The following is a 19,652-nucleotide window of genomic DNA, read 5'->3' as shown; positions in this document are numbered from 1 at the left end:
ACCCACGCCCGGTGTGGGGTCCCCCGCTATGCGCGATGGGGCACCCCGTTCACTGCTCCACCCGCAGGATATTTCCTGAGTTGCGACCAGTCAGCCCGTCTTCCCTGATCTCCACCTGAAAGGAAAAAAGACGACAGGCCGTTTGAAAGCCTGTCGCCGTTCTGTTTCACCACAAATACAGCCGGGCATGCGTCTCAAGCAGAGACAGTCGATCCGTCCACTAGCTGAGAGACATCGGAAACCTTCTTTGCCACCGCATACCGCCATCGCCCATAAGTCCCATCCGCATTGACTGCAGTAACCCATCGCTCAGCCGCCGCCCGTTTGACCTCTTCGAGCGGATCGTACTCCTTGGTTTCCAAGATCAGATAGCTCACCGATTCGGCATTCAGTCGAACAATAAAGTCCGGCACATAATCGTGCATCTGGCCATTGTGCAGGTAGGGAATCGCAAAACCGAGGCCGGAATTCTTGACGAAGGCATCGACCGCTTTGCTCTTGTCCAGGTAAGAGGCGGCTGACTGTTCCATTGCTTCGTGTCGGCAACCACACAGTTGAGGTGGATTCCACAACCTCGAGCTGTTCGCCTGGACTAGGCCCCGCATACAGCCGGCGTGTGGCTATGCTACGTCTCCCCTTCGCCCTCTGCCTCACCTTTGCCGGAGGGAATCCCGTAGCGTCTGCATTTCTCCAAGAGGGCCTTACGGGAGAGACCGAGGATCTTTGACGCGGCGGTTCGGTTACCCTCGACACGCCCCAGCACGGACATAATGTGGCTCTTCTCGAACTCTTCCCGAGCGGCGGACAGGGACGTGAGCGGTGCATCTTTGGCCTTGCCCCCAGCCGATAGTCCTTCCTGACAGAAGCCGCAGGATTCCTGCGGCACCCCTCCTGTGAACGGACAAGACGGAAACTCGCAAAGATCGGCGGGTTGGATCATCTCATGGTCGCGACCGGATGCCACGCCCCGTTCAATGATCTTTTCCAGTTCCCGCACGTTGCCGGGAAATGAATACCGCAGCAGGAGATCGCGAGCTGAAGGTGAAAGGCCGTTACACTTCTTGTTCGTCCGGACCGAGCAGGCTTGGAGGAGGTGCTCCGCGATGACCATGATGTCCTCCGAACGCTGCCTCAGCGGAGGCAGGACGACCTGCGCCGCGCCGAGCCATCGATACAGATCCTCGCGGAAGCGCCCCTTCTCGACTTCCTGGGCCAGATCGACGCGCGTGGCTCCGACGAGACGGACGTCTACCTCGATCGACTCGCGGCCTCCCACACGTTCGAATTGTCGTTCCTGCAGCAGCCGAAGCAACTTGTCCTGAATACCGAGCGGGATCTCACCGATCTCGTCAAGAAACACTGTCCCTCTGTGCGCCAGTTCGAAACGTCCTCTTCGCTGCCGAGACGCTCCCGCGAACGCGCCTTTTTCATACCCGAAGAGCTCGGCCTCGAGCACGGCGTCCGACAACGCACCGCAACTGACCTTGATCAACGGATGATGATTGCGGGGGCTGTTCTGGTGAATAGCGTTGGCGAGCAATTCCTTTCCTGTTCCGCTTTCTCCCATAATCAGAATGGGCGAATTCGACCCCGCCGCCGTCCTGACCTGGTCCAATACCGCCCGCATCCGGCTGCTGGTCCCGAGGATTCCACCGAACCAGAACGTGTCATCGGGAATCTCTTTGAACTCCTCAGTTTCACGGCGAAGCCTGACGACCCGTCCAACCCGCTCGACGATGAGCAGCAGTTCATCCATCTGGAACGGCTTGGTGATGTAGTCGAACGCGCCGAGTTTCATGGCTCCTACGGCGGTTTCAACCGATCCATGCGCGGTGATGACAACGACTTCGGTCTCCGGCGCCGTTTCCTTTGTCGCCTTGAGAACCGCCAAGCCGTCGGCGCCTGGCAGTCGCAAGTCCGTGATGACGAGGTCAAATGTCTTCTGGCGGAGCACCTCGATCCCTTCCGTTCCTGTAGCGGCCGCGCGAACTTCGTACCCCACGGCCTCCATGGCATCCACCATCGAGAGACGCATGAGCGGCTCGTCGTCCACCAGCAAGATGGTCAACCCCTTCATAACGCCCTTTCCACGAGCGAGCGATCCCTCGACAAGGGCAGGCAGAGCGTGAAGGTCGTTCCCCTGCCCACTTCACTCTCTACGTGTATTTTTCCTCCGTGACGCTCGATGATGCCCAAACTGACGGATAATCCCAGTCCCGTACCCTCTCCCTCGCCTTTCGTCGTAAAGAAGGGGTCAAAGATGCGAGGCAGCACGCTCGGGGCGATTCCCGATCCCGTATCAGACACCTCGACCAGGCACACCCCTTCCGCGACGGAGGTGCGAATCGTCAACATCCCGCCGCCCTTCATCGCCTGGACGGCGTTGAGAACCAGATTCATGAGTACCTGCTCAATCATATGCCGGTCGATCATCAGATTCGGCAGCGCGGAACCGAGCACCGTTTCCAAGACGATGCGATTGGACGCGAACAGATGGTTCGTGAGCACCAGGACTCGTTCGACCACCTGATTGATGTCCGTCAAGCTGAATTCCGGGTCGTGCTGCTGGGAAAAATCGAGCAACTGCCGGACGATCTTCTGCACCCGTCGCACGCCGTCCTCCATCGACGCCCAGTATTCCTCCTGTCGGGCCGGCGAGAGCGCGCCTTTGCGCAGGTTGTACAGACAGTTCAGAATTCCGGCGAGAGGATTGTTGATTTCATGCGCCACTCCGGCCGCCAATTTTCCCACCGAAGCCAGCTTCTCAGAGTTACGGATCTGCTGTTCGAGACGCTTGGTTTCCGTCATATCTCGCGCGATGCCGAGCACGCCGAGAATTTCGCCGTCGGCCCCATGAAGCGGCGACACGCTGACCGTCACCGTGCGCGCCTCCCCCAAGCGGGTCACCACCTCGACTTCGTAGACTTGCTTCGCGCCGATGTCCAGTGTGTTCTTCAACCGACGTCCCCGATGTCGCCTCGAGAGCAGCGACAGGTAGGGCCGTCCCAGCAGATCGTCCTTCCGATACCCCCACACGGTGACCTTGCTGTTGACATATGTGAACCGTTGGTCCGTATCGAGCGTATAGATCACGTCGTTGGCATTCTCGAGCAGATTCTCCAAGTACTGTTTGGTCTGTTCGATCTCCCTGGTCCGCTCCTTGACCTTGATTTCGAGCTCTTCCCGATAGGTCTGCAGCTGCCGCTCAAGTTTCTTTCTGTCGGTTATATCCCGCAATTGCACCATGACCAACAGCTGATCGGGAGTTCCGACTTGAATCAGATCCATTTCTACCGGAGTTTCCACGCCGGCGGCGTTGTACACCGTGATCTCCTGGGTGGGAGCCTTTTGCTGACCCGTGTTGATGTCGTCCAGCCACAGTCGCAGAGGCTCTCGATAGGCCTCGAGTGCAACCTCCAAAATGCTGCGCCCGACGATGTACGGCTCCGCATACCCGAGCGCCTGCTCCTCGCGCTTGTTGACCGAGACGATCGTGCCGCTGGGGTCCACCATGAACACCGAGTCGGCGACGAGATCGAAGAGGGCCTTGTACCGGGCCTGAGAGGCAACCAGCTGCTTGGTGCGTTCGGTCACGGCCTGTTCGAGCTTCGACGTATATTGTTGAAGCTCCTGTTCAAGGCGGTGCCGTTCGGTGACGTCGCGCACGAACGCACGAGAATGCACGAGTCCGCCTCGCTCCTGATCGAACAAGGCGGTCGCATGGATCTCCACATCGATCGGACGTCCGTCCTTGGCCAACAAGACCGTTTCCATCGTCGTCTGCCCCTGCGAAACCAGCCGTTCGAGGTATTGTAACACTCGGGTAGCCTGCCCTTGCGGGACCAGATCCCAGAGCTTCATCGCCAGCATTTCATCCAAGTGATAACCCAACTTGTCCAATCCCGTCTTGTTGACGTGAACAAATTGTCCGCTCCGATCCAACTGATAGATCATCTCCGGTGAGTGCTCGATGAGGTCGCGATACTTTTCCTCCAGCCTGCGGACTTCCACTACCCGCTGCTCGACTTGACCGAATGACCGTTGTAGGTTCTCGGCCATCTCATTGAAGGCGCCGGCCAACCCTTCGATTTCGTCTCCCGTCTTCAGTACCAATCGCTGTTCCAGGCGGCCGCTGCCGAGTTCTCTCGCGCCCTCATGCAACAGCTTAATCGGCCTGGCGATCCGCCTGGCCACCACTAAGCCCGTTCCCCACAGCACCGCCAACACGACCAACCCGTACAGCAGAACCTTGGCGACAAGATCGGCGAGGGGGGCGAAGGTTTCTCTTGGGTCTTGGCGGATGACGGTAATCCACTGTTTCCCTCCGATGCTGCCGGGCGCGAGCCGATCACTGAACCGAACAGGAGCGAATCCGATCAAGGCATCGCGGCTCCCATGAGAATCATCGGACGCCACGGCCCAGCCGGCCTTGAGCATCTGGAGCGTCTGGATGAGTTCGGGTTTCACGGTATGCTCTTCCGGGGAGAGAATCGGGCAAATCAGCGGAACGCCGTCCGAACTGAACAACATGGCGTGCCCTGTCGCGCCGATGGAGACCTCGGCGATGGAATGGAACAGGGTATCCCGCCGCAACAAAATCGTAATGGCTCCGATGACCGTCCGTTGTTGATCGTCAATGATGGGAGCTGCGACGACGACGACATGAGTCCCGAAGGAAGGGTCGAAGGCAATGTCGCCGACGTAGGGTTGACGGGTCCCGCTTTTCACCAGGGCCTGCCACCAGCCGGTCTTGCCGTAAAAGTACTCCACCTGGGGAATGGAGCTGACGACCAGCGCCCCCTGCACGTCGGTGACCAGAATACCCACATAATCGGCTTTTCGGATGTCGTGCCACCGGATCAGATAGTTGGTCACGATTCGATTGATGAAGAGCGGAAATTCGCTCCGCTTGTCCCGCTGCTTCCACCGCTGCTGCCAATCCTTGATGACCTCCTGGATCTGTTGCGCGTCCTTTCCCTCGTACGTCCGATTGGCTTCCGCCACCGCCGTGCGCAGGAAGGGAGTCGTCGCCAGCTGTTGCGCCTCGTTCATGCCGCGGCTGACATGCATTTCAATCCGGCGGGCCGCTTCGACGGCGACTTCCTTGAAGCTGGTCCCGCTGGTCTCGCGCAGGGCGCGGCGTTCTTCCAGGTAGGTCAACACGAGCAGGATGGTGAGAGGCAGAAGTCCGACCATCACGATCGCCGTGATGATCTTATGCTGGAGACTGTGGGATCGACTCCAGAATTTCATGAACGTGTCTGCCTATGCGAGAGACCGCCCGACTCTGCCCGCAGGGCAGCCGGTTCACTATCGCTCAAACCTAGGCGCGTTTGAGTAAGCGCCCCGTCGTCCCCGGCCACAGGAGCAACAGGGGGCTGGCGACAAAGATCGACGAGTATGTTCCGAAGATCACCCCCCACAACAGCGCCAGGGAGAAATCGTGCAACACCTCTCCGCCGGCGACGGTCAGGGGAATCAGGACCAACACTACAGTGAGACTGGTCACGATCGTGCGGCTCAACACCTGGTTGATGGCATTGTTGATCATTACTTCTTCACTGTCCCGACGCCGCATCCGAAGATTCTCGCGAATGCGGTCGAAGACCACGACCGTGTCGGTCAGCGAATAGCCCGCCAAGGTCAAGAGGGCCGTCACGACCAACAGCGTGATCTCTTTGTCGAGCAGATAGAATGCCCCCAGAACGGCCAGCACGTCGTGGAACGTCGCCAGGGCCGCCGCCACCCCGAACCGCAGTTCAAAGCGGGCGGCAACGTAGAGGATAATGCCGGCAAACGACACGAGCACCGCGATCAACGCATCTTCCTGCAGCTTCTTGCCGATGGTGGGTCCGATTTCCGTGCTGGAATCCACCACAAAGGTGTTCCCTGGAAACTCCTTCGAAAAGACCGCCACGACGCGCTCCGCCGTTTTCTGTTCCAACGTCGTGGAAGCCTTCACCCGGATCAGCAACTTGTTGTCCTGGCCGAATTCTTGTAGCTCGGCATCTCCCAACCCATTCGTCTCCAGCGCGTTCCGGGCTTCGTCGATCTTGATCGGCTGCTGGAATTTCAGCTGCACCGCCGTGCCGCCGGCAAAGTCGATGCCCAGGTTGGCCGCACCGCGGCTGATTTGAATGATCGCCAGTATTCCCAGCACAACCATGATACCGGAGAACAGGAACGAGATGTTCCGCTTGCCCATGAAATCGAAGTTCGTCTTTCCCAAGATTTCCAGCATGCAGGCTCCTTCGACCTAAATACTCAACTGATCGACCTTGCGGCGTTGATTGACGATGTCAAAGATGACCTTGGTCCCGACCAAGGCCGTAAAGAGATTGATGGCGATGCCGAGACAGAGGGTGACGGCGAAGCCCTTGATCGGACCGGTGCCGAAAAGGAACAGTGCGACTCCCGTAATCAACGTCGTGACGTGGGAATCGACGATGGTGAGCAATGCCTTCTCGTAGCCGCCGTCGACTGCAAGCCGGACCGCTTTCCCCGATCGAAGTTCTTCGCGGATCCGCTCGAAGATCAACACATTCGAATCGACCCCCATCCCGATCGTGAGCACGATGCCGGCAATCCCCGGCAGCGTCAATGTGGCCGTCAATGCAGACAACGCCCCCATCAGGCAGATCAGGTTCAAGATCAACGCCACGTCCGCGATGAGACCGGACAGCCGGTAGTAGACGATCATGAAGATCATGACGATCGCCCCGGCCACCAACGTCGCCTTGATGCCCTTTTCGATCGAATCCCGGCCGAGTGACGGACCGACCGTCAGATCTTGAACGATCTTCAGCGGCGCCGGCAAGGCGCCGGCCCGAAGCACGATGGCGAGGTCATTGGCCTCTTGCGTCGAAAAAGTTCCGGTAATCTGCGCGCGCCCACCGGAGATCCGCTCCTGAATCACAGGAGCGGAATAGATGGTGTTGTCGAGCACCACCGCCATCCGCTTTTTCACATTGTCGCCTGTGATGCGCTCAAACTCACGCCCGCCCTTGGCATCGAACGTGATGGAGACGTACGGATCGTTGAATTGCCCGATCGACACACGCGCGTCGCTCAGCACGTCGCCCGTCAGCATGACCCGTTTCTTGACCAAATACGGAATGCGGTACTCCCGTCCCGTGTCCTTATCGATCGCCCGCTCAAAGAGGATCTGATCGCCCTCCGGCAACTTGCCCTCGAACTGTTTGAGCACCTCGGCTTCTTTATCCTTCGGCACCCTGGCAGGCAGATCCAATCTGATTTGGCTGTCCTCGTCCAACATCTTGAATTCGAGCAACGCGGTTTCCTTGATCAGATCCTTGGCGCGTTTCGGCTCCTTGACCCCGGGCAGTTGGACCACGATCTGCTTCAAGCCCTGCCGTTGCACGATCGGTTCGGCCACGCCGAATTGATCGATGCGATTGCGGATGGTCTCGAGGGCTTGATTGACCGCGGAATCCTTAATGCGCTTGATCTCCGACTCCCGAAGCTCCCACACCAGCGTGTTGGCCGACCCTGCCGAGTCCTTCTCCGCAAAGGTCGGAAAGTCGTCGATCAATTTTTGGATCTGAGCTTTCAGGTCGGCATTCTGGAATTGGATGGTGATGTCGGTCGGACTCGTACGCTTGACCGACTCCGCCGGAATTTTCTTGTCCACCAGAAGGTCCTGCAGCGACGTCAGCGACCGGTCGACCGCAATTTCGACCGCCCGATCCTCGTCGACTTCCATCACCATGTGGATACCGCCCTGGAGATCCAACCCGAGGGTGATGCCCTTGTTGGGCAACAGGGTTTTCAACCATCCCGGCAACCCTTGATACACATCCGGAACCGACGGCACGAACGCAACCACCGAAGCGATCACGACCAGCGCCAACAACGTCAACCGCCCGCTCACTTTCTTCATCGTGTCTCTTGTCCCCTTGATGCTTGAGCCTACGACTCTTTCTCGTCATCATCGGCGCGCAGCCGCGCAATGTGTTCCCGCTGAATCTTGACCTTGGTGTTGTCGGCAATTTGCAGTGTCACCGTCTCCTTGCTCAGATTCGCCACAACCCCCCAGACGCCGGAGGACGTGATGACCCGGTCGCCTTTCTTCAGGGCTTCCAACATGGCTCGTTGCTGCTTCTGTTTTTTCTGCTGCGGCAACACCAGCAGGAAATAAAAGATGACAAACACCAACACGAACGGAACGAGCGACAAGATGGTGCTCGCGCCGCTCCCCCCTCCGGCAGTCCCTTGAGCCCATGCAACGGATGCCATCAACATAAACGAGTCTGCTCCTCTCTGCGCCGAGCCCTCCCGGCCTCGTGGCCGCCGTTGGCCTCCGTCGCGCCGACGAATTCCGAGGGGGCCTCTGCCCGCATACGGTAAAACGTGTCCCGAAAATCCCTGAACGTTCCATTGGCGATGGACGCGCGCATCCGGCGCATGAAATCGGAAAAATACCAGAGGTTGTGCATCGTATTGAGACGCGAGGCCAACATCTCTTTGACGTTGTACAAATGATGCAGATAGGCGCGCGAATATCGTGCGCAGACCGGACAGGCGCAGTCGGAATCGATCGGCCGCTCATCCCGCGCGTATCTGGCTTGCTTGATGGATACGCGCCCGAACTCGGTGAACAGCCATCCGGTCCTCCCATGACGAGACGGAATGACGCAATCGAACAGATCGATACCACGCGCCACCCCTTCGATGAGATTTTCCGGCATGCCGACTCCCATCAAGTAGCGAGGCTTCCCGGAGGGAAGCTCGGGAGCCGATATGTCCAACATCCGATACATCTCTTCTTTGGGTTCACCGACGGACAGCCCTCCGATGGCATAGCCGTCGAAATCGAGTGCGACAATCTCACGCGCGGACTTCCGGCGAAGCTCGGAATCCAGCCCCCCTTGGATGATGCCGAAGAGGGCCTGGTCCGTTCTCCGTCGGCTGTTCTGACATCGTCCGGCCCACAGCGTGGTTCGCCGCACCGAGTCCGTCAAGGTGTCTCGGTCAGCGGGCAACGCCACACACTGATCGAAGGCCATGATGATGTCGGCCCCAAGATCCTCTTGAATTTCAATGGCGGATTCCGGAGTGATGCCATGCGTCGATCCGTCCAGGTGCGATCGAAAAGTCACGCCCTCGTCCGTGATCCGGCACAGCCCGGCCAAGCTGAAGATCTGAAAACCACCGCTGTCGGTTAGAATGGCTCCTGGCCAGCCGGTGAACCGGTGCAAGCCGCCGAGATCCGAAATCACCTTGTGTCCGGGCCGCAGGTACAGATGGTAGGCGTTGTTCAGAAACAATTGAAAGCCCAGTTGCCGCAGTTCTTGAGGATCGATCCCCTTGACCGGCCCCAATGTACCGACAGGCATGAAGGCAGGCGTCTCGATTCGGGCATGGGGAGTCGTCAGCACACCCAACCTTGCAAACCCGCTCTGAGCTGTCCGAATCAGTGTGAATTCCATGCTGTTGCCGGCCTGACTCTCAGTTACATATGGTCCGGCGCGGAGATTCCAAGCAGCGACAGGCCGTTCCGGAGCACTTGCTGTACGCCCGCCATCAAGGCCAGGCGCGCGGCCGTCCGTTCGGAGTCGACGAGCTCCCGTTGCGTTTCTTTTTCTGACGTCACGGCCACGGAATCGCCGTCCACAGCCTCTTTGTCGGCAGCCGGTGGAAGAATCCGATGCTTGTTATAGAATCCGTGAAGCAGGCCCGCCAGCTGCTGCAAATAATAGGTGAGCCGATGGGGTTCGTACGACAGGGCACTGGCGTGAACGACGGAAGGAAATGCCGAGAGCTTGCGGATCAATGCAAGTTCATCCGGGTCGGTCAACACTCCCAAGTCGGTCCGGCCCGGCAGGGGGCGATCGATGCCGCGCGCCTTGGATACCCGCCAGAGGCTGGAGATTCTGGCATGAGCGTATTGTACATAGTAGACGGGATTCTCGGCTGACCGTTGCTTGGCCAGTTCCAGGTCGAAATCGAGATGCGTCTTGGAATCCCGCATGAGGAAATAGAACTTCGCCGCATCGGTTCCCACTTCATCGATGACATCCCGAAGGGTGATGAACTCACCGGTGCGCTTCGACATCTTCACTTCCACGTCGCCGCGCAGAAGCTTGACGAGCTGCACGAGAACGACTTGGAGTCGCTCTTTCGGATGCCCGTAGGCTTGCATCACGGCCTGCATGCGGGAAATGTACCCATGGTGGTCCGCCCCCCACACATCGATCAACAAATCATATCCTCGCTGCAGCTTGTCCCAATGATAGGCGATGTCGGATGCAAGATAGGTATACTCTCCGTCTTGTTTCTTGACGACGCGGTCCTTCTCGTCTCCAAATCGAGAGGATCGAAACCACCAGGCTCCGTCCTGCTCGAACAACAGTTGTCGAGACTTCAGGTCATCCAACACCCGTTCGACGGCATTGGAGGACAGGAGAGATGCCTCACTGAACCACGACTGGAATTCGATACCGAACGCAAGCAGATCGTGTCGAATCACACTCAGCAGGTCATCGAGAGCGAAGCGGCGGCATCGCTCTCCTAGATCGTCGCCCCCCTGACTTTCGTCGGAGGACTCCCGGCGCTGCCGCAGTCGCTCCGCCACGGCGGTGATATAGGCACCGTGATACCCGTCGACCGGGAAGTCCGCCGGACGGCCGCTCAATTCTTGATAGCGGGCATAGACCGATTCGCCCAGGAGTTTTGTCTGACGACCCGCATCGTTGATGTAGTATTCGCTGACGACATCGTATCCGACGGCGTCCAGCAGATTGGCAACGGCTTGCCCAACCGCCGCTCCACGACCATGTCCGACGTGCAAGGGACCGGTCGGATTCGCGCTTACAAATTCGATGAGGATTCGTCGCCTGCCGCCTGAATTGCTTCGCCCATAGCCGTCACCCTGAGCTTCAATCTCGCGTAACACTTCCTGCCAAACGGCCGGCTTCACCGTGAGGTTGAGAAAACCCGGCTGGACGATTTCGACACGATCGAATAATCGGTCGTCCTGCGCCAATTCTTCGACAATGATCCGGGCGATATCGTGCGGGCTTCGTTGTTCAGAGGAGGCGAGCGACATGGCCACGGTCGAAGCGAGATCCCCCCACTCCGGACGCTTGGGCGCGTCCAGGCTTAGAACAGGCCAGGATTCCGTCCTCAGCAGCCCTTTTTTCTTCGCTCCGTTCAGAGCGCCAAGCAACGCGCTGGTGACTTTGTGCAGCACCACACCCTGAGACACCCAATCGCTCCTAAGTCCTTAGCATTGAAAGAGAAAATTAGCCTGTCACTCTATCACACGACCTGTTCGGAGACAAGGCGCTTCGTGAGGATTTTCGAGGGGTTGCGGCGAGCCAGCCGCTGCCGGCAGATATCCAATAGGGTACGCGGCGAGATGCCCAGACACGGTCGTTCGACACAGCGGCTGACTGCGTCCCAAGCACGACATCGACAGGCATCGGCCCTCACAGCGGTCACATGACTCCCGAGGGGGGACCATCGTTCCGTCATGGTGGGACCGAAGAGGGCTATAGTTTCCACTCCGAGCGATGCCGACAGATGGCTGACTCCGGAATCATGTCCCACGAGGAGATCGGTCGCCGCCAGCACACCGGCGAGCGATCCCAGACTCAGATCCCGCACTATCATGACTCGTTCCTTCAGGAGGCGCATCACTTCGACGACCGGTATGTGATCGGCCGGTCCCTCCAGCAAGGCAAGGCTCCATCCCTCCTGTCTCAGACTGTCAATCACCTCGGCAAGTATCTCCGGCTTGGCGCATTTCAACGGACTTCCGCTTCCGGGATGGAGCAGAATGATTTCTCGATCGGGATCTATGCCAGCCTCGCGAAACCGTGCGCGCCCAAGTTCGAGGAGACGGTGAGGTAACTGCAGCGCACCAGGCCGCGAATACTCTTTCGACGCTTCACCCAACGCTTCCAGAAATCGATCGCTCTGATGGGCCGAAGACAGTACATCGGAAAAGGGCGAGCAGACCGTGACGTTTCCCTGTACGTATCTCCTGAGAACTCCTTCCAGGATCCCTCCTTCATCGCCGACCCAGGCGACGGCCAGATCGCATCTCCTCAACCAACCCCAGATCTCGCTTCCCGCCTCGACGGAGCCGCCGAACAACTGGCCGAAGCGGAATCCCCGTGCCGACATCCATCCATCGATGACACCACAATCTCTCAGCAACTCCCCGATCTCATCGTTGGCACAGAGCAAGAATTCATGACCGGGGAATTTTCTGCGGAGGAAGCCGATGGCAGGCAAGGCGAGCAGCACGTCCCCCAAGGCTCCGGGATGAATCATGACGACGCTTCGTATCACGGTTGGCCAGGACGATTCCGAAGTCGGTCGGCCGCGAAGATCGACCTGGCCAATTCAAGATCGGCCGGCGTGTTGATGTTTAGGAACGCTCGCCCGTCGGGGTCGATCAACTTCAAGTCCTCCGAGGTGACTGTATGGGGTTTCAGCTCGGGATGTTCGAGCAGTCTGTGAATCCGCAGGTTTCTCGCTGCCATCATGGATTCCATGACCGGCAGGCACCGCCGCCCGTACAGCGCGTGCATGGGATGCCGCCCATTGTGCAGATTCGCCATCACGATGTCCGCCTCGCTCTTGAGATCGACAAAGTATCGGACGGTCTCCTGATTAAAAAAGGGCATGTCGCAAGCGACCACGAAAACCCGGCTCGTTCGGGCATGTCTCAATCCCGTGTAAAGTCCCCCGAGACTCCCGCAATCAGCCACGAGATCACGGGCGACTGGAACGATGGACCGAAGCTCGGGACTGTCTTGCGCAATCACGATCATGACGTCCTGAAAGACCGAACGGAGGATGTCGAGGCTTCGCTCCAGCAGGGTGCGTGTACCGATCTCGATAAACCGCTTGTCTTCTCCCATTCTCCGGCTTATTCCGCCGGCGAGCAGGATACCAGCGACATCGGTGATCATAGGAGGTCATCTCGGCAGGCTAAAAAACAAAGAGGGGGTGGGTCTCCCCACCCCCTCTAAACGTTGACCTCTCTCCAGCGATTAGAGGGTCTTCCCTTTCCTCTTGTTTGCCCGCCGCGTCATCACCCACCCTTCCAGCAGTACGATTCCAAACGCAATAACGGCTGGATAGATATAGGTCTCTCGCGGAATCGGAGGATTCAGGAACGTATAGAAGAAAGCCGAGACGGCCATCTTACGTCCTGCATCCCCATTGTGTCCGTCCCAGGCAAAAAACACCGTGGGAACATATTGGCCGACCTCAAAGAACGTATCCTCATCGTAGTCCTGATCCTTCTTATTACCCAGGGGACGTTGGATCATGACGTACCACCGACCATTTTTCCACTCAGCCTTGAGGACCTTAAGACTTTCCTCATAGGTATCGCGCTCTTCAAAATCCTTGTCCCACCCCGTTCCCTTGAACGCTCGGATAGACCCATCCGCTTCCCACTTGACGATATCGACCGGGAACTGGTCGTTCGTCCCGAACAGGTAGCGCGGCTTGATCGGAGCTGGCAGCTCCTTCCACTTCACCGGATGCTCAATCGCGATGGCATCGTTGTACACTTTGTAGTTATTCTGATTGGCTGCAATAGACCCTTCCTCACCAGTTTTGGGATCCTGCTCCTTAACATCGATGTTCACCTGCGTGGGAGCCCAAGGCAGCTTGCCTTCCGCAACGCTCTTGGTCCGATCGTCCCACTCCAGCAAATACACGAGTGACTTATCGTTGTACAGAGCCCGCACCCAAATATCGTCGATCCGATTGACGAAGTTCCGAGGCTTGTGGGTGATCTGTCCACCCATCGCGACATACCGGCGAGGGGCCTTCTGCCACGCTTCATTCTCAAGATCGGCCGGAATCTCCCCTTCGACGAGATTAGCAGGCACAACGAAATTGATCTTCGGCTTGTCGGTCAGAGGATCGATCGGGAGCGGATTGCCTTCGGCATCCCGCTCACATAACGAATTCACAAAATTCGCAATGTCCCACCGCTCATCGACCGTGGTGTTATCCGCGAATGACGGCATCGGAGTCCCGTTCACTCCGGTAGAGAAAGTTCGGAAAATGTTCTTCACGTTGTAGGGATCCTGCCGGCTGCCGCGGAAGTTCCAACACTTGTGCCAGTCCGCAGGCTGAATGGAAAAGCCCCAGTCGTCTTTCAGATTGAACGCGTTTCCGTCACCTCGTCCTTCCGTTCCGTGACATTCAATGCACTTCCTTTCGACAACCAGCTCGGAGCCACGCTTCACGCTCTCTGCGTTCGCCGGTTTGGCCTTCAGCTCAGTGAGCTGTAGGATCGTCTGCGTCTCCGACTGTTTGTCCGTGAACTTCCGATCCTTTACGAGTTGAGTTGTGACGAAGGAGAGCACCTGAAGTCGCTGTTCCTCGGTGAGGATACCTTCCCACGAGGGCATGGCCGAACCGGGGAGGCCGTGCGTGACGGTCTCAAACAAATCGTTTTGACCTGCTATGGGCTTCTTTGCGTCGAACAAGGGGAGCTCGCCGCTCGCCGTGTGACGAATCTTAAAGGTGCCTTGATTGAAATTGCGAGGACGAGGCCACAGACGGTCTGCACCAGGGCCATCACCCGCTCCATCGACTCCGTGACACCACACACACTTTGTAAAGTAGACCCGCTTTCCCGCTTCGATCATCTCGGCGGAGGGTTCTGGGGCGAGGTCCCCCTTCTTGAATCCCTCCGGTAGCCCTTCGGCCCCGACTACCGGAATGCCGATCTGCCCGGAAGTCAGGATGATGCCGAAGGCGGCAGCGGCAGCCACTCCTAGCTTCTGACTTGCACTCTTTCTCATGTTTATCCTCTTCATCTAAGTCCAGGTTATCGAAAAAGCCTTCGGCCTATTAGTCCCACGTACGGGGATAGTAACCGGTATGCCAATATTCGAAGAGAATGACCTTCCAAATTTCGTCGACGGTCAGGTGCTGCTCCCAGGGCGGCATGACGGATGCCCAGGGGAAGCCTTCGTTCGGCAACCCGATTCCGCCTTTTGATACACGCCAGAAAATGAAGGTCTCCTGGAGCTGGGCAATGGTGCCCGGATCTGTGAAATTGGCCGGAATTGGGTTGAAGGCAAAGGCATGAAGCCCGCGGCCGTTCAGATTATCCCCGTGACAGAAGTGACAATTTTGGAAGAAGATTTCTCCACCCTCGCGGACATACTTGAGGTAGCCTTGCGCGTTCTGGTCCCAAGGATTGGCGTTCGGCTTCATGAGCCGGCCCATACCCTGTTCCACGATGTTGGCATTGGTATATTCCTGATCGTACTTGCCTTCAGGATTCACTCGGTAGGGATTCTGAGAGGTCTGCAGTACATACGTCTTCCCGTGCACCTTGGTGCTGGCCGGAGGAGCCGGATGCACAGTCCGAAGCTCGATCGGCTCTTCGGATTTTGGCACCATGGCATTGTAGGAAAATCCGCCTATCAGGATCGGCAACAGAATCAGATAGGCATAGCGCAACAGCTTGTTCATACCCGTCTGCGCATCCATCACGTTCATGATCGGCTGTTTGAATTTCTTCCAGTCCTCCTCGTTCGACGACATCCACATGAACACCGCCACGAGCGACACGGTCCCGTACATGGCCCTCACGCTGAACGGAATGGGCGGATAGACTCGGAACTTCAGATACAGCAAAATAAACGCCCAGAAGGCGATTCCCTGCCAGAACCGCGGGATGCCCATCCCCATCGCACTGAGCATATAACTGAGTCCCGCGAAGCTGCCCACGAAGATCGCCAACTCCGTGATCATCTGCATGGGCATATAGCCCTCAACCAAGCGCACGGTGTTCGACGGGACGACGTCGAAAATCATCCCGACCAGCAGGAGGAGTCCGATGACCCCAACCAGCGCACCGACGGACATCAAAGCTTTCATGGGTTAACTCCCTCTTAGTCTTCGAACGATAAACCGCAACAATTAGGAAATCTTGGGTGGCGGTGCTCCCGCCTTCACCTGCGACAGGTAGTCGACAATCTTCTTCAGCGCCCCCGCGCTGAGCTTCTGGCCGAAAACCTTCGGCATCAGGTTGTCCGGGAATCCCTTCACCACGTAGGTGCTGGGCTCGACGATCGATTCCATGATGTACTCGGGAGTGCTGTGCGCGGCGCCCTTGTAGCCAGGATCTTTGATTCTGGTCGGTGCGTTCGTCCCCTCTTCAAGCTTGGGTCCCTGGGTACCGGTGGCACCGGGTATACCAGGAATCGTGTGACAGACGACGCACTGCGCCTTGGCAAAAATCTGGTCTACCGGTTCGGACCCGTCGGCCAATAACGCGCTTGCGGCCGCCGGCTTGTCCTCTTGCATTTTCGGACGCTCAGCTTCCGGAATGAACTTCTCATAGGACTTGGTGATTTCCTCAAAAGAAGGCGACTCACGTCCTTCACGGACATATAACCACGTATCCACGGCCGCCAGTTCAGGCAGCGAGAGCGAGATCGGTGGCTTGTGAATCTTGGGCATCGGGCTCTCTTTGTCGTTGGTTCCCTTCACACCGTACCCTGCAACGACATAGCAACTGGGGCATGAATGAGACTCGGCAATGTACTCCTGGCCATTCTCCGCTGTTCCCGATCCGGGAAAGGCTTCTTTATCCGCATACTCCCGCTTAGAAGGATTGCCCTTGGAATACTTCGGGTCTTCAAGTCGCTCTTTGCCCGCACGCTCCGGAAGACCGAGAAGGTTAGGCGCCCGTTCACCCAACATTCCCGCATGGAATGCATGGCACAGAGGACATTGTCCCTTACCGATCGCACCCTGGACCTTGTTCTGACCGATGCCTCCGAAAATGATCTTCTCGCCCTCGTCGGCCAACTGCTGAGGTGTCATCGAACTAAAGTCCAACTTCTCTTCCTTGGGAGGAAATCCTCCTTCTACTTGAGGCAACCAGTTTCCGTACCCGGAGAGGAAGGCCGCCACGAAGAACATGAATCCACCGATCTTCAGCAACGCAGCAAGATTGGTGAAATACAGAGCCATCACAAACGTCGTCGCCGTGATCATGACGAGGGAGACCGGCAACAACCGATTCTCTCCGTAAAAATTGTTCTTGTAATTCGCGATCGCGATGAACATTAAGAACGCGGCGACGATGCCGATAAAAGTCTTGAATACCGCCCGCTTCTTTGCCGCGGGATCGGGGATGGAGACCTGGAAGTAAATGAGCAGCCCGACGAGAATGGCCAGGACCATCCACCCCATCGAAAGGGCCTCGTTAATCAGATTACCCACAGTTGTAACCTCCTGCGGCTACACCGGAGGGAGGCAGCGGACGATGCGCTGCCCCCCTCAGCGAGCCTAAACTGAGTAAGATGGTTAGTGGCTGCCCGCCGGCTGCGGCGCGCTTCCCGGAACTCCAGCCTTGGCTTCAACCGGTACCTTCTTCGCCGCCAAGCTACCGAGCCAAAAGACGAAGAGGATACTGATCCAGAAAAACAGCACATTGAACGAAATCATGTTGGCGGCAAAACCCACCGTATGTGTATAGGCCCAAGGGGAGTTATCGCGCATAATCTCGTTGACGTGCCAGAAGAGGCGGACGGAAGAGCGGATGTAGCCCATCAGTCCCATCATCCAGGTGAACGCGGTTGCCAGCATGATCAACGCGTACTGGGATCGCGCAGAGATCTTGCCCCACTCGATCGGCCCCATCTGCTTGGCTCCCTTCATCATCACACTGTTCAGCGCGAACATGAAGAACAGACAGGACAACGTCGTGGCCACCTGAGGTACCGACAGGCCGACGCGCACGTTGGCCGGAATGTAGTACCCATAGATCGCCAACCAAACGATGTTGACGTACGCACACGCGAAGAACACGCCCATGAAAATGTTGCCGAACTTCGCCCAGGAAACCGTCGAAACTTTGTTGCCACGCATGTACCAGACGAAGCTCAAGACGGTCGTGGTGATGATGACATTGATACCACCGTTTTTCGCCGACATGACACCGTAGTTACCCAACACGGGATGCTGTTGACCACCCATCGCTTTAAGCTCCGCGGGCGTCATGACCATCGTGTGCGGAGTGATGAACACCAAAAACCCGACCGCGAGCAGAAATACGAGATACTTGATGTATCGCTGATATTTTTCGGCCCCTCGCATCCGACCCATCGCCTGCCACAGATAGTAGTTGGTGCTCAGGAATAGAATGCCGATCATGGTCGCCTGAATGATGAACAGCCACGCCAACAGGCCGCCCATGAGCGTAATGCCCATTTGCTGCCGATACGCATACACTTCGCGCATGAGCCAGTAGCCGGCGAAGGGCAGCGGGATCAGGAACGCCACGCCGAGGGCCATCGCGATATAACCCATCCAGTCATAGTGAGCGCGGTCTTCCTCGGTTTTGGCAGCCAGGAACTTATAGGCCGCGTAGGCCGCAACGACACCCCCGCCGAAAGCCATGTTGCCAAGAATTCGATGCACGTTAAGCGGGTTCCACAGAGCGGTATGGATCACGTGCCAGATGTTACCGAGGAAGCGACCCTGTTCGTCGACACCGGCAGGTGACATCATGAAGCCGATCCAAGAATTGGCCAGGAACATGAGCAATGTGCCGATAACGTTCAGAATGACGGACATGCTCAAGTGGATCCACTTGAGAAATCCTTCCTTCATCTTGTCCCAGCCATAATAGTAAATGTAGAGCGTTCCACTCTCGGCCACGAACATCAGTGCGTAGATGTGCATGACAGGACGGAAGATACTGGAGAGGTAACCGAAAAATGCCGGATAGAGAGTCAAGAACGTGAAGATCAAGATGCCGCCCAAAATCGCCGTCAACGAATAGGCCGTCAAACTGATCTTGATGAAGTCATAGGCAAGTTGATCGTAGCGCTTTGCAAGTGCCTTGTCCTTCGTCACCACCCCCATGAACTCGATGACCATACAGAAGATCGGAACAGCTAAGACGAAGCTGCCATAGTAGAGATGTTGCTGATTCGCGAACCAGAGCAACACGCGGCTTTCGAAATTGTACCGCGGATAGTCCTTCGGACCATCTGTCGTCTTGGGTGCCGGAGCGCCGACCACAATACCTTCGGTCTTGTAGTAGACATCGCGTCCCTTCTCGACCTTGTCCCCCTCCTTCTTTGCCCCGTCGGCCGCTGGAGCCTCTTCACCGGATGCCGGTGTCGGCAGCGACATGACGATGGGAAACAGGAGGAGGCCAACCATCGCGCACAGCGCCATGATTGAAAATACTTTCTTTCGGGTTGCAAGACCCATGGGATACCTCCTTGATGCAATACAACAAAGACTCATGGCAAAGTTCCAGACATTCACGGAATCGCAGTGAGAACCCTACTTGCGGAACAGATACCAGTAGTCCAAACCCTGCATGTCCATCAGAAAATGATCGACCAAGGTGAAATAGGCAACGCAGATGATTAACGAAATCACACCGTAAACGATTGCCTGACCCATTTGTTATCTCCTCCTCAACTCGAGAACGCGTTCAGGGATTGCTCACGTCGAATTGCCCTGGCTCAGCAGGGGCACTGGATACCGGCAAACCAGTAAAAGAACCACAAACCAACCGCACAGGTGACGTAGAAAATCATCTTGCCGATCTTCACCTTGATCTCGCTGTCCGCAGTTGCCGTTGCCATTGGTTCTCCTTCTCCAGACTAGAAATG

At 57.3% G+C, this 19,652-nt stretch carries 15 protein-coding genes; all 15 read right to left on the bottom strand.

Going from position 1 to position 19,652, the window contains the following annotated elements; genetic code table 11:
- Window positions 1–194: 194 nt before the first annotated feature.
- Window positions 195–530, bottom strand: coding sequence for a hypothetical protein (locus P0111_05125; protein MDF0643388.1), 336 nt, complete (start codon window positions 528–530; stop codon window positions 195–197).
- A gap of 95 nt (window positions 531–625) precedes the next feature.
- Window positions 626–2,077: a sigma-54 dependent transcriptional regulator gene (locus P0111_05120; GenBank protein ID MDF0643387.1), complete on the bottom strand. Its 1,452-nt coding sequence runs from the start codon at window positions 2,075–2,077 to the stop codon at window positions 626–628.
- Window positions 2,074–5,253: a PAS domain S-box protein gene (locus tag P0111_05115; protein MDF0643386.1), complete on the bottom strand. Its 3,180-nt coding sequence runs from the start codon at window positions 5,251–5,253 to the stop codon at window positions 2,074–2,076. Before P0111_05115 ends, P0111_05120 begins: the two co-directional genes overlap by 4 nt.
- A 70-nt stretch (window positions 5,254–5,323) precedes the next feature.
- Window positions 5,324–6,241 (bottom strand): protein translocase subunit SecF, encoded by a 918-nt coding sequence (secF, locus tag P0111_05110; GenBank protein ID MDF0643385.1) that lies wholly within the window; start codon window positions 6,239–6,241, stop codon window positions 5,324–5,326.
- 15 nt (window positions 6,242–6,256) lie between these two features.
- Complete coding sequence (secD, locus tag P0111_05105; GenBank protein MDF0643384.1) at window positions 6,257–7,900, bottom strand: protein translocase subunit SecD; 1,644 nt, start codon at window positions 7,898–7,900, stop codon at window positions 6,257–6,259.
- A 29-nt stretch (window positions 7,901–7,929) separates the two neighbouring features.
- The gene (yajC, locus tag P0111_05100) at window positions 7,930–8,262 is read right to left on the bottom strand and encodes a preprotein translocase subunit YajC (protein ID MDF0643383.1); all 333 of its coding nucleotides are present in this window, start codon (window positions 8,260–8,262) and stop codon (window positions 7,930–7,932) included.
- On the bottom strand, window positions 8,256–9,449 hold the full coding sequence (gene tgt, locus P0111_05095; GenBank protein ID MDF0643382.1) for a tRNA guanosine(34) transglycosylase Tgt: 1,194 nt from the start codon (window positions 9,447–9,449) through the stop codon (window positions 8,256–8,258). The genes yajC and tgt overlap by 7 nt, the downstream gene beginning before the upstream one ends.
- Before the next feature lie 23 nt (window positions 9,450–9,472).
- On the bottom strand, window positions 9,473–11,227 hold the full coding sequence (gene argS, locus P0111_05090) for an arginine--tRNA ligase (GenBank protein MDF0643381.1): 1,755 nt from the start codon (window positions 11,225–11,227) through the stop codon (window positions 9,473–9,475).
- A gap of 53 nt (window positions 11,228–11,280) precedes the next feature.
- Window positions 11,281–12,300: a glycosyltransferase family 9 protein gene (locus P0111_05085; protein MDF0643380.1), complete on the bottom strand. Its 1,020-nt coding sequence runs from the start codon at window positions 12,298–12,300 to the stop codon at window positions 11,281–11,283.
- Between the two features lie 14 nt (window positions 12,301–12,314).
- Window positions 12,315–12,944 carry a molybdenum cofactor guanylyltransferase gene (locus P0111_05080; protein ID MDF0643379.1) on the bottom strand — a complete coding sequence of 210 codons (630 nt, stop codon included), beginning with the start codon at window positions 12,942–12,944 and terminating at the stop codon, window positions 12,315–12,317.
- A gap of 81 nt (window positions 12,945–13,025) precedes the next feature.
- Window positions 13,026–14,801: a c-type cytochrome gene (locus P0111_05075; GenBank protein MDF0643378.1), complete on the bottom strand. Its 1,776-nt coding sequence runs from the start codon at window positions 14,799–14,801 to the stop codon at window positions 13,026–13,028.
- 49 nt (window positions 14,802–14,850) lie between these two features.
- Window positions 14,851–15,888: a cytochrome c gene (locus P0111_05070; protein ID MDF0643377.1), complete on the bottom strand. Its 1,038-nt coding sequence runs from the start codon at window positions 15,886–15,888 to the stop codon at window positions 14,851–14,853.
- 42 nt (window positions 15,889–15,930) lie between these two features.
- Window positions 15,931–17,241: a nitric oxide reductase gene (locus P0111_05065; protein ID MDF0643376.1), complete on the bottom strand. Its 1,311-nt coding sequence runs from the start codon at window positions 17,239–17,241 to the stop codon at window positions 15,931–15,933.
- Window positions 17,242–17,325: 84 nt separating this feature from the next.
- Window positions 17,326–19,242, bottom strand: coding sequence for a cytochrome ubiquinol oxidase subunit I (locus tag P0111_05060; protein MDF0643375.1), 1,917 nt, complete (start codon window positions 19,240–19,242; stop codon window positions 17,326–17,328).
- 260 nt (window positions 19,243–19,502) lie between these two features.
- Window positions 19,503–19,625, bottom strand: coding sequence for a hypothetical protein (locus tag P0111_05055; protein MDF0643374.1), 123 nt, complete (start codon window positions 19,623–19,625; stop codon window positions 19,503–19,505).
- Between the last annotated feature and the right edge of the window lie 27 nt (window positions 19,626–19,652).

The organism is Nitrospira sp. (assembly GCA_029194535.1).
Lineage (GTDB): Bacteria > Nitrospirota > Nitrospiria > Nitrospirales > Nitrospiraceae > Nitrospira_C.
Note: the sequence above shows the minus strand (reverse complement) of the source record. Positions and strands in the feature narration are given on the sequence as shown.

Bases quoted from the DNA above. Each gene is read 5' to 3' on its own strand.
- P0111_05080 (MDF0643379.1), bottom strand. From the start codon at position 12,944: ATGATCACCGATGTCGCTGGTATCCTGCTCGCCGGCGGAATAAGCCGG.
- P0111_05055 (MDF0643374.1), bottom strand. From the start codon at position 19,625: ATGGCAACGGCAACTGCGGACAGCGAGATCAAGGTGAAGATCGGCAAG.
- yajC (MDF0643383.1), bottom strand. From the start codon at position 8,262: ATGTTGATGGCATCCGTTGCATGGGCTCAAGGGACTGCCGGAGGGGGG.
- P0111_05075 (MDF0643378.1), bottom strand. From the start codon at position 14,801: ATGAGAAAGAGTGCAAGTCAGAAGCTAGGAGTGGCTGCCGCTGCCGCC.
- P0111_05085 (MDF0643380.1), bottom strand. From the start codon at position 12,300: ATGATTCATCCCGGAGCCTTGGGGGACGTGCTGCTCGCCTTGCCTGCC.
- P0111_05070 (MDF0643377.1), bottom strand. From the start codon at position 15,888: ATGAAAGCTTTGATGTCCGTCGGTGCGCTGGTTGGGGTCATCGGACTC.
- P0111_05115 (MDF0643386.1), bottom strand. From the start codon at position 5,253: ATGAAATTCTGGAGTCGATCCCACAGTCTCCAGCATAAGATCATCACG.
- P0111_05125 (MDF0643388.1), bottom strand. From the start codon at position 530: ATGGAACAGTCAGCCGCCTCTTACCTGGACAAGAGCAAAGCGGTCGAT.
- secD (MDF0643384.1), bottom strand. From the start codon at position 7,900: ATGAAGAAAGTGAGCGGGCGGTTGACGTTGTTGGCGCTGGTCGTGATC.
- tgt (MDF0643382.1), bottom strand. From the start codon at position 9,449: ATGGAATTCACACTGATTCGGACAGCTCAGAGCGGGTTTGCAAGGTTG.
- P0111_05120 (MDF0643387.1), bottom strand. From the start codon at position 2,077: ATGAAGGGGTTGACCATCTTGCTGGTGGACGACGAGCCGCTCATGCGT.
- secF (MDF0643385.1), bottom strand. From the start codon at position 6,241: ATGCTGGAAATCTTGGGAAAGACGAACTTCGATTTCATGGGCAAGCGG.
- P0111_05060 (MDF0643375.1), bottom strand. From the start codon at position 19,242: ATGGGTCTTGCAACCCGAAAGAAAGTATTTTCAATCATGGCGCTGTGC.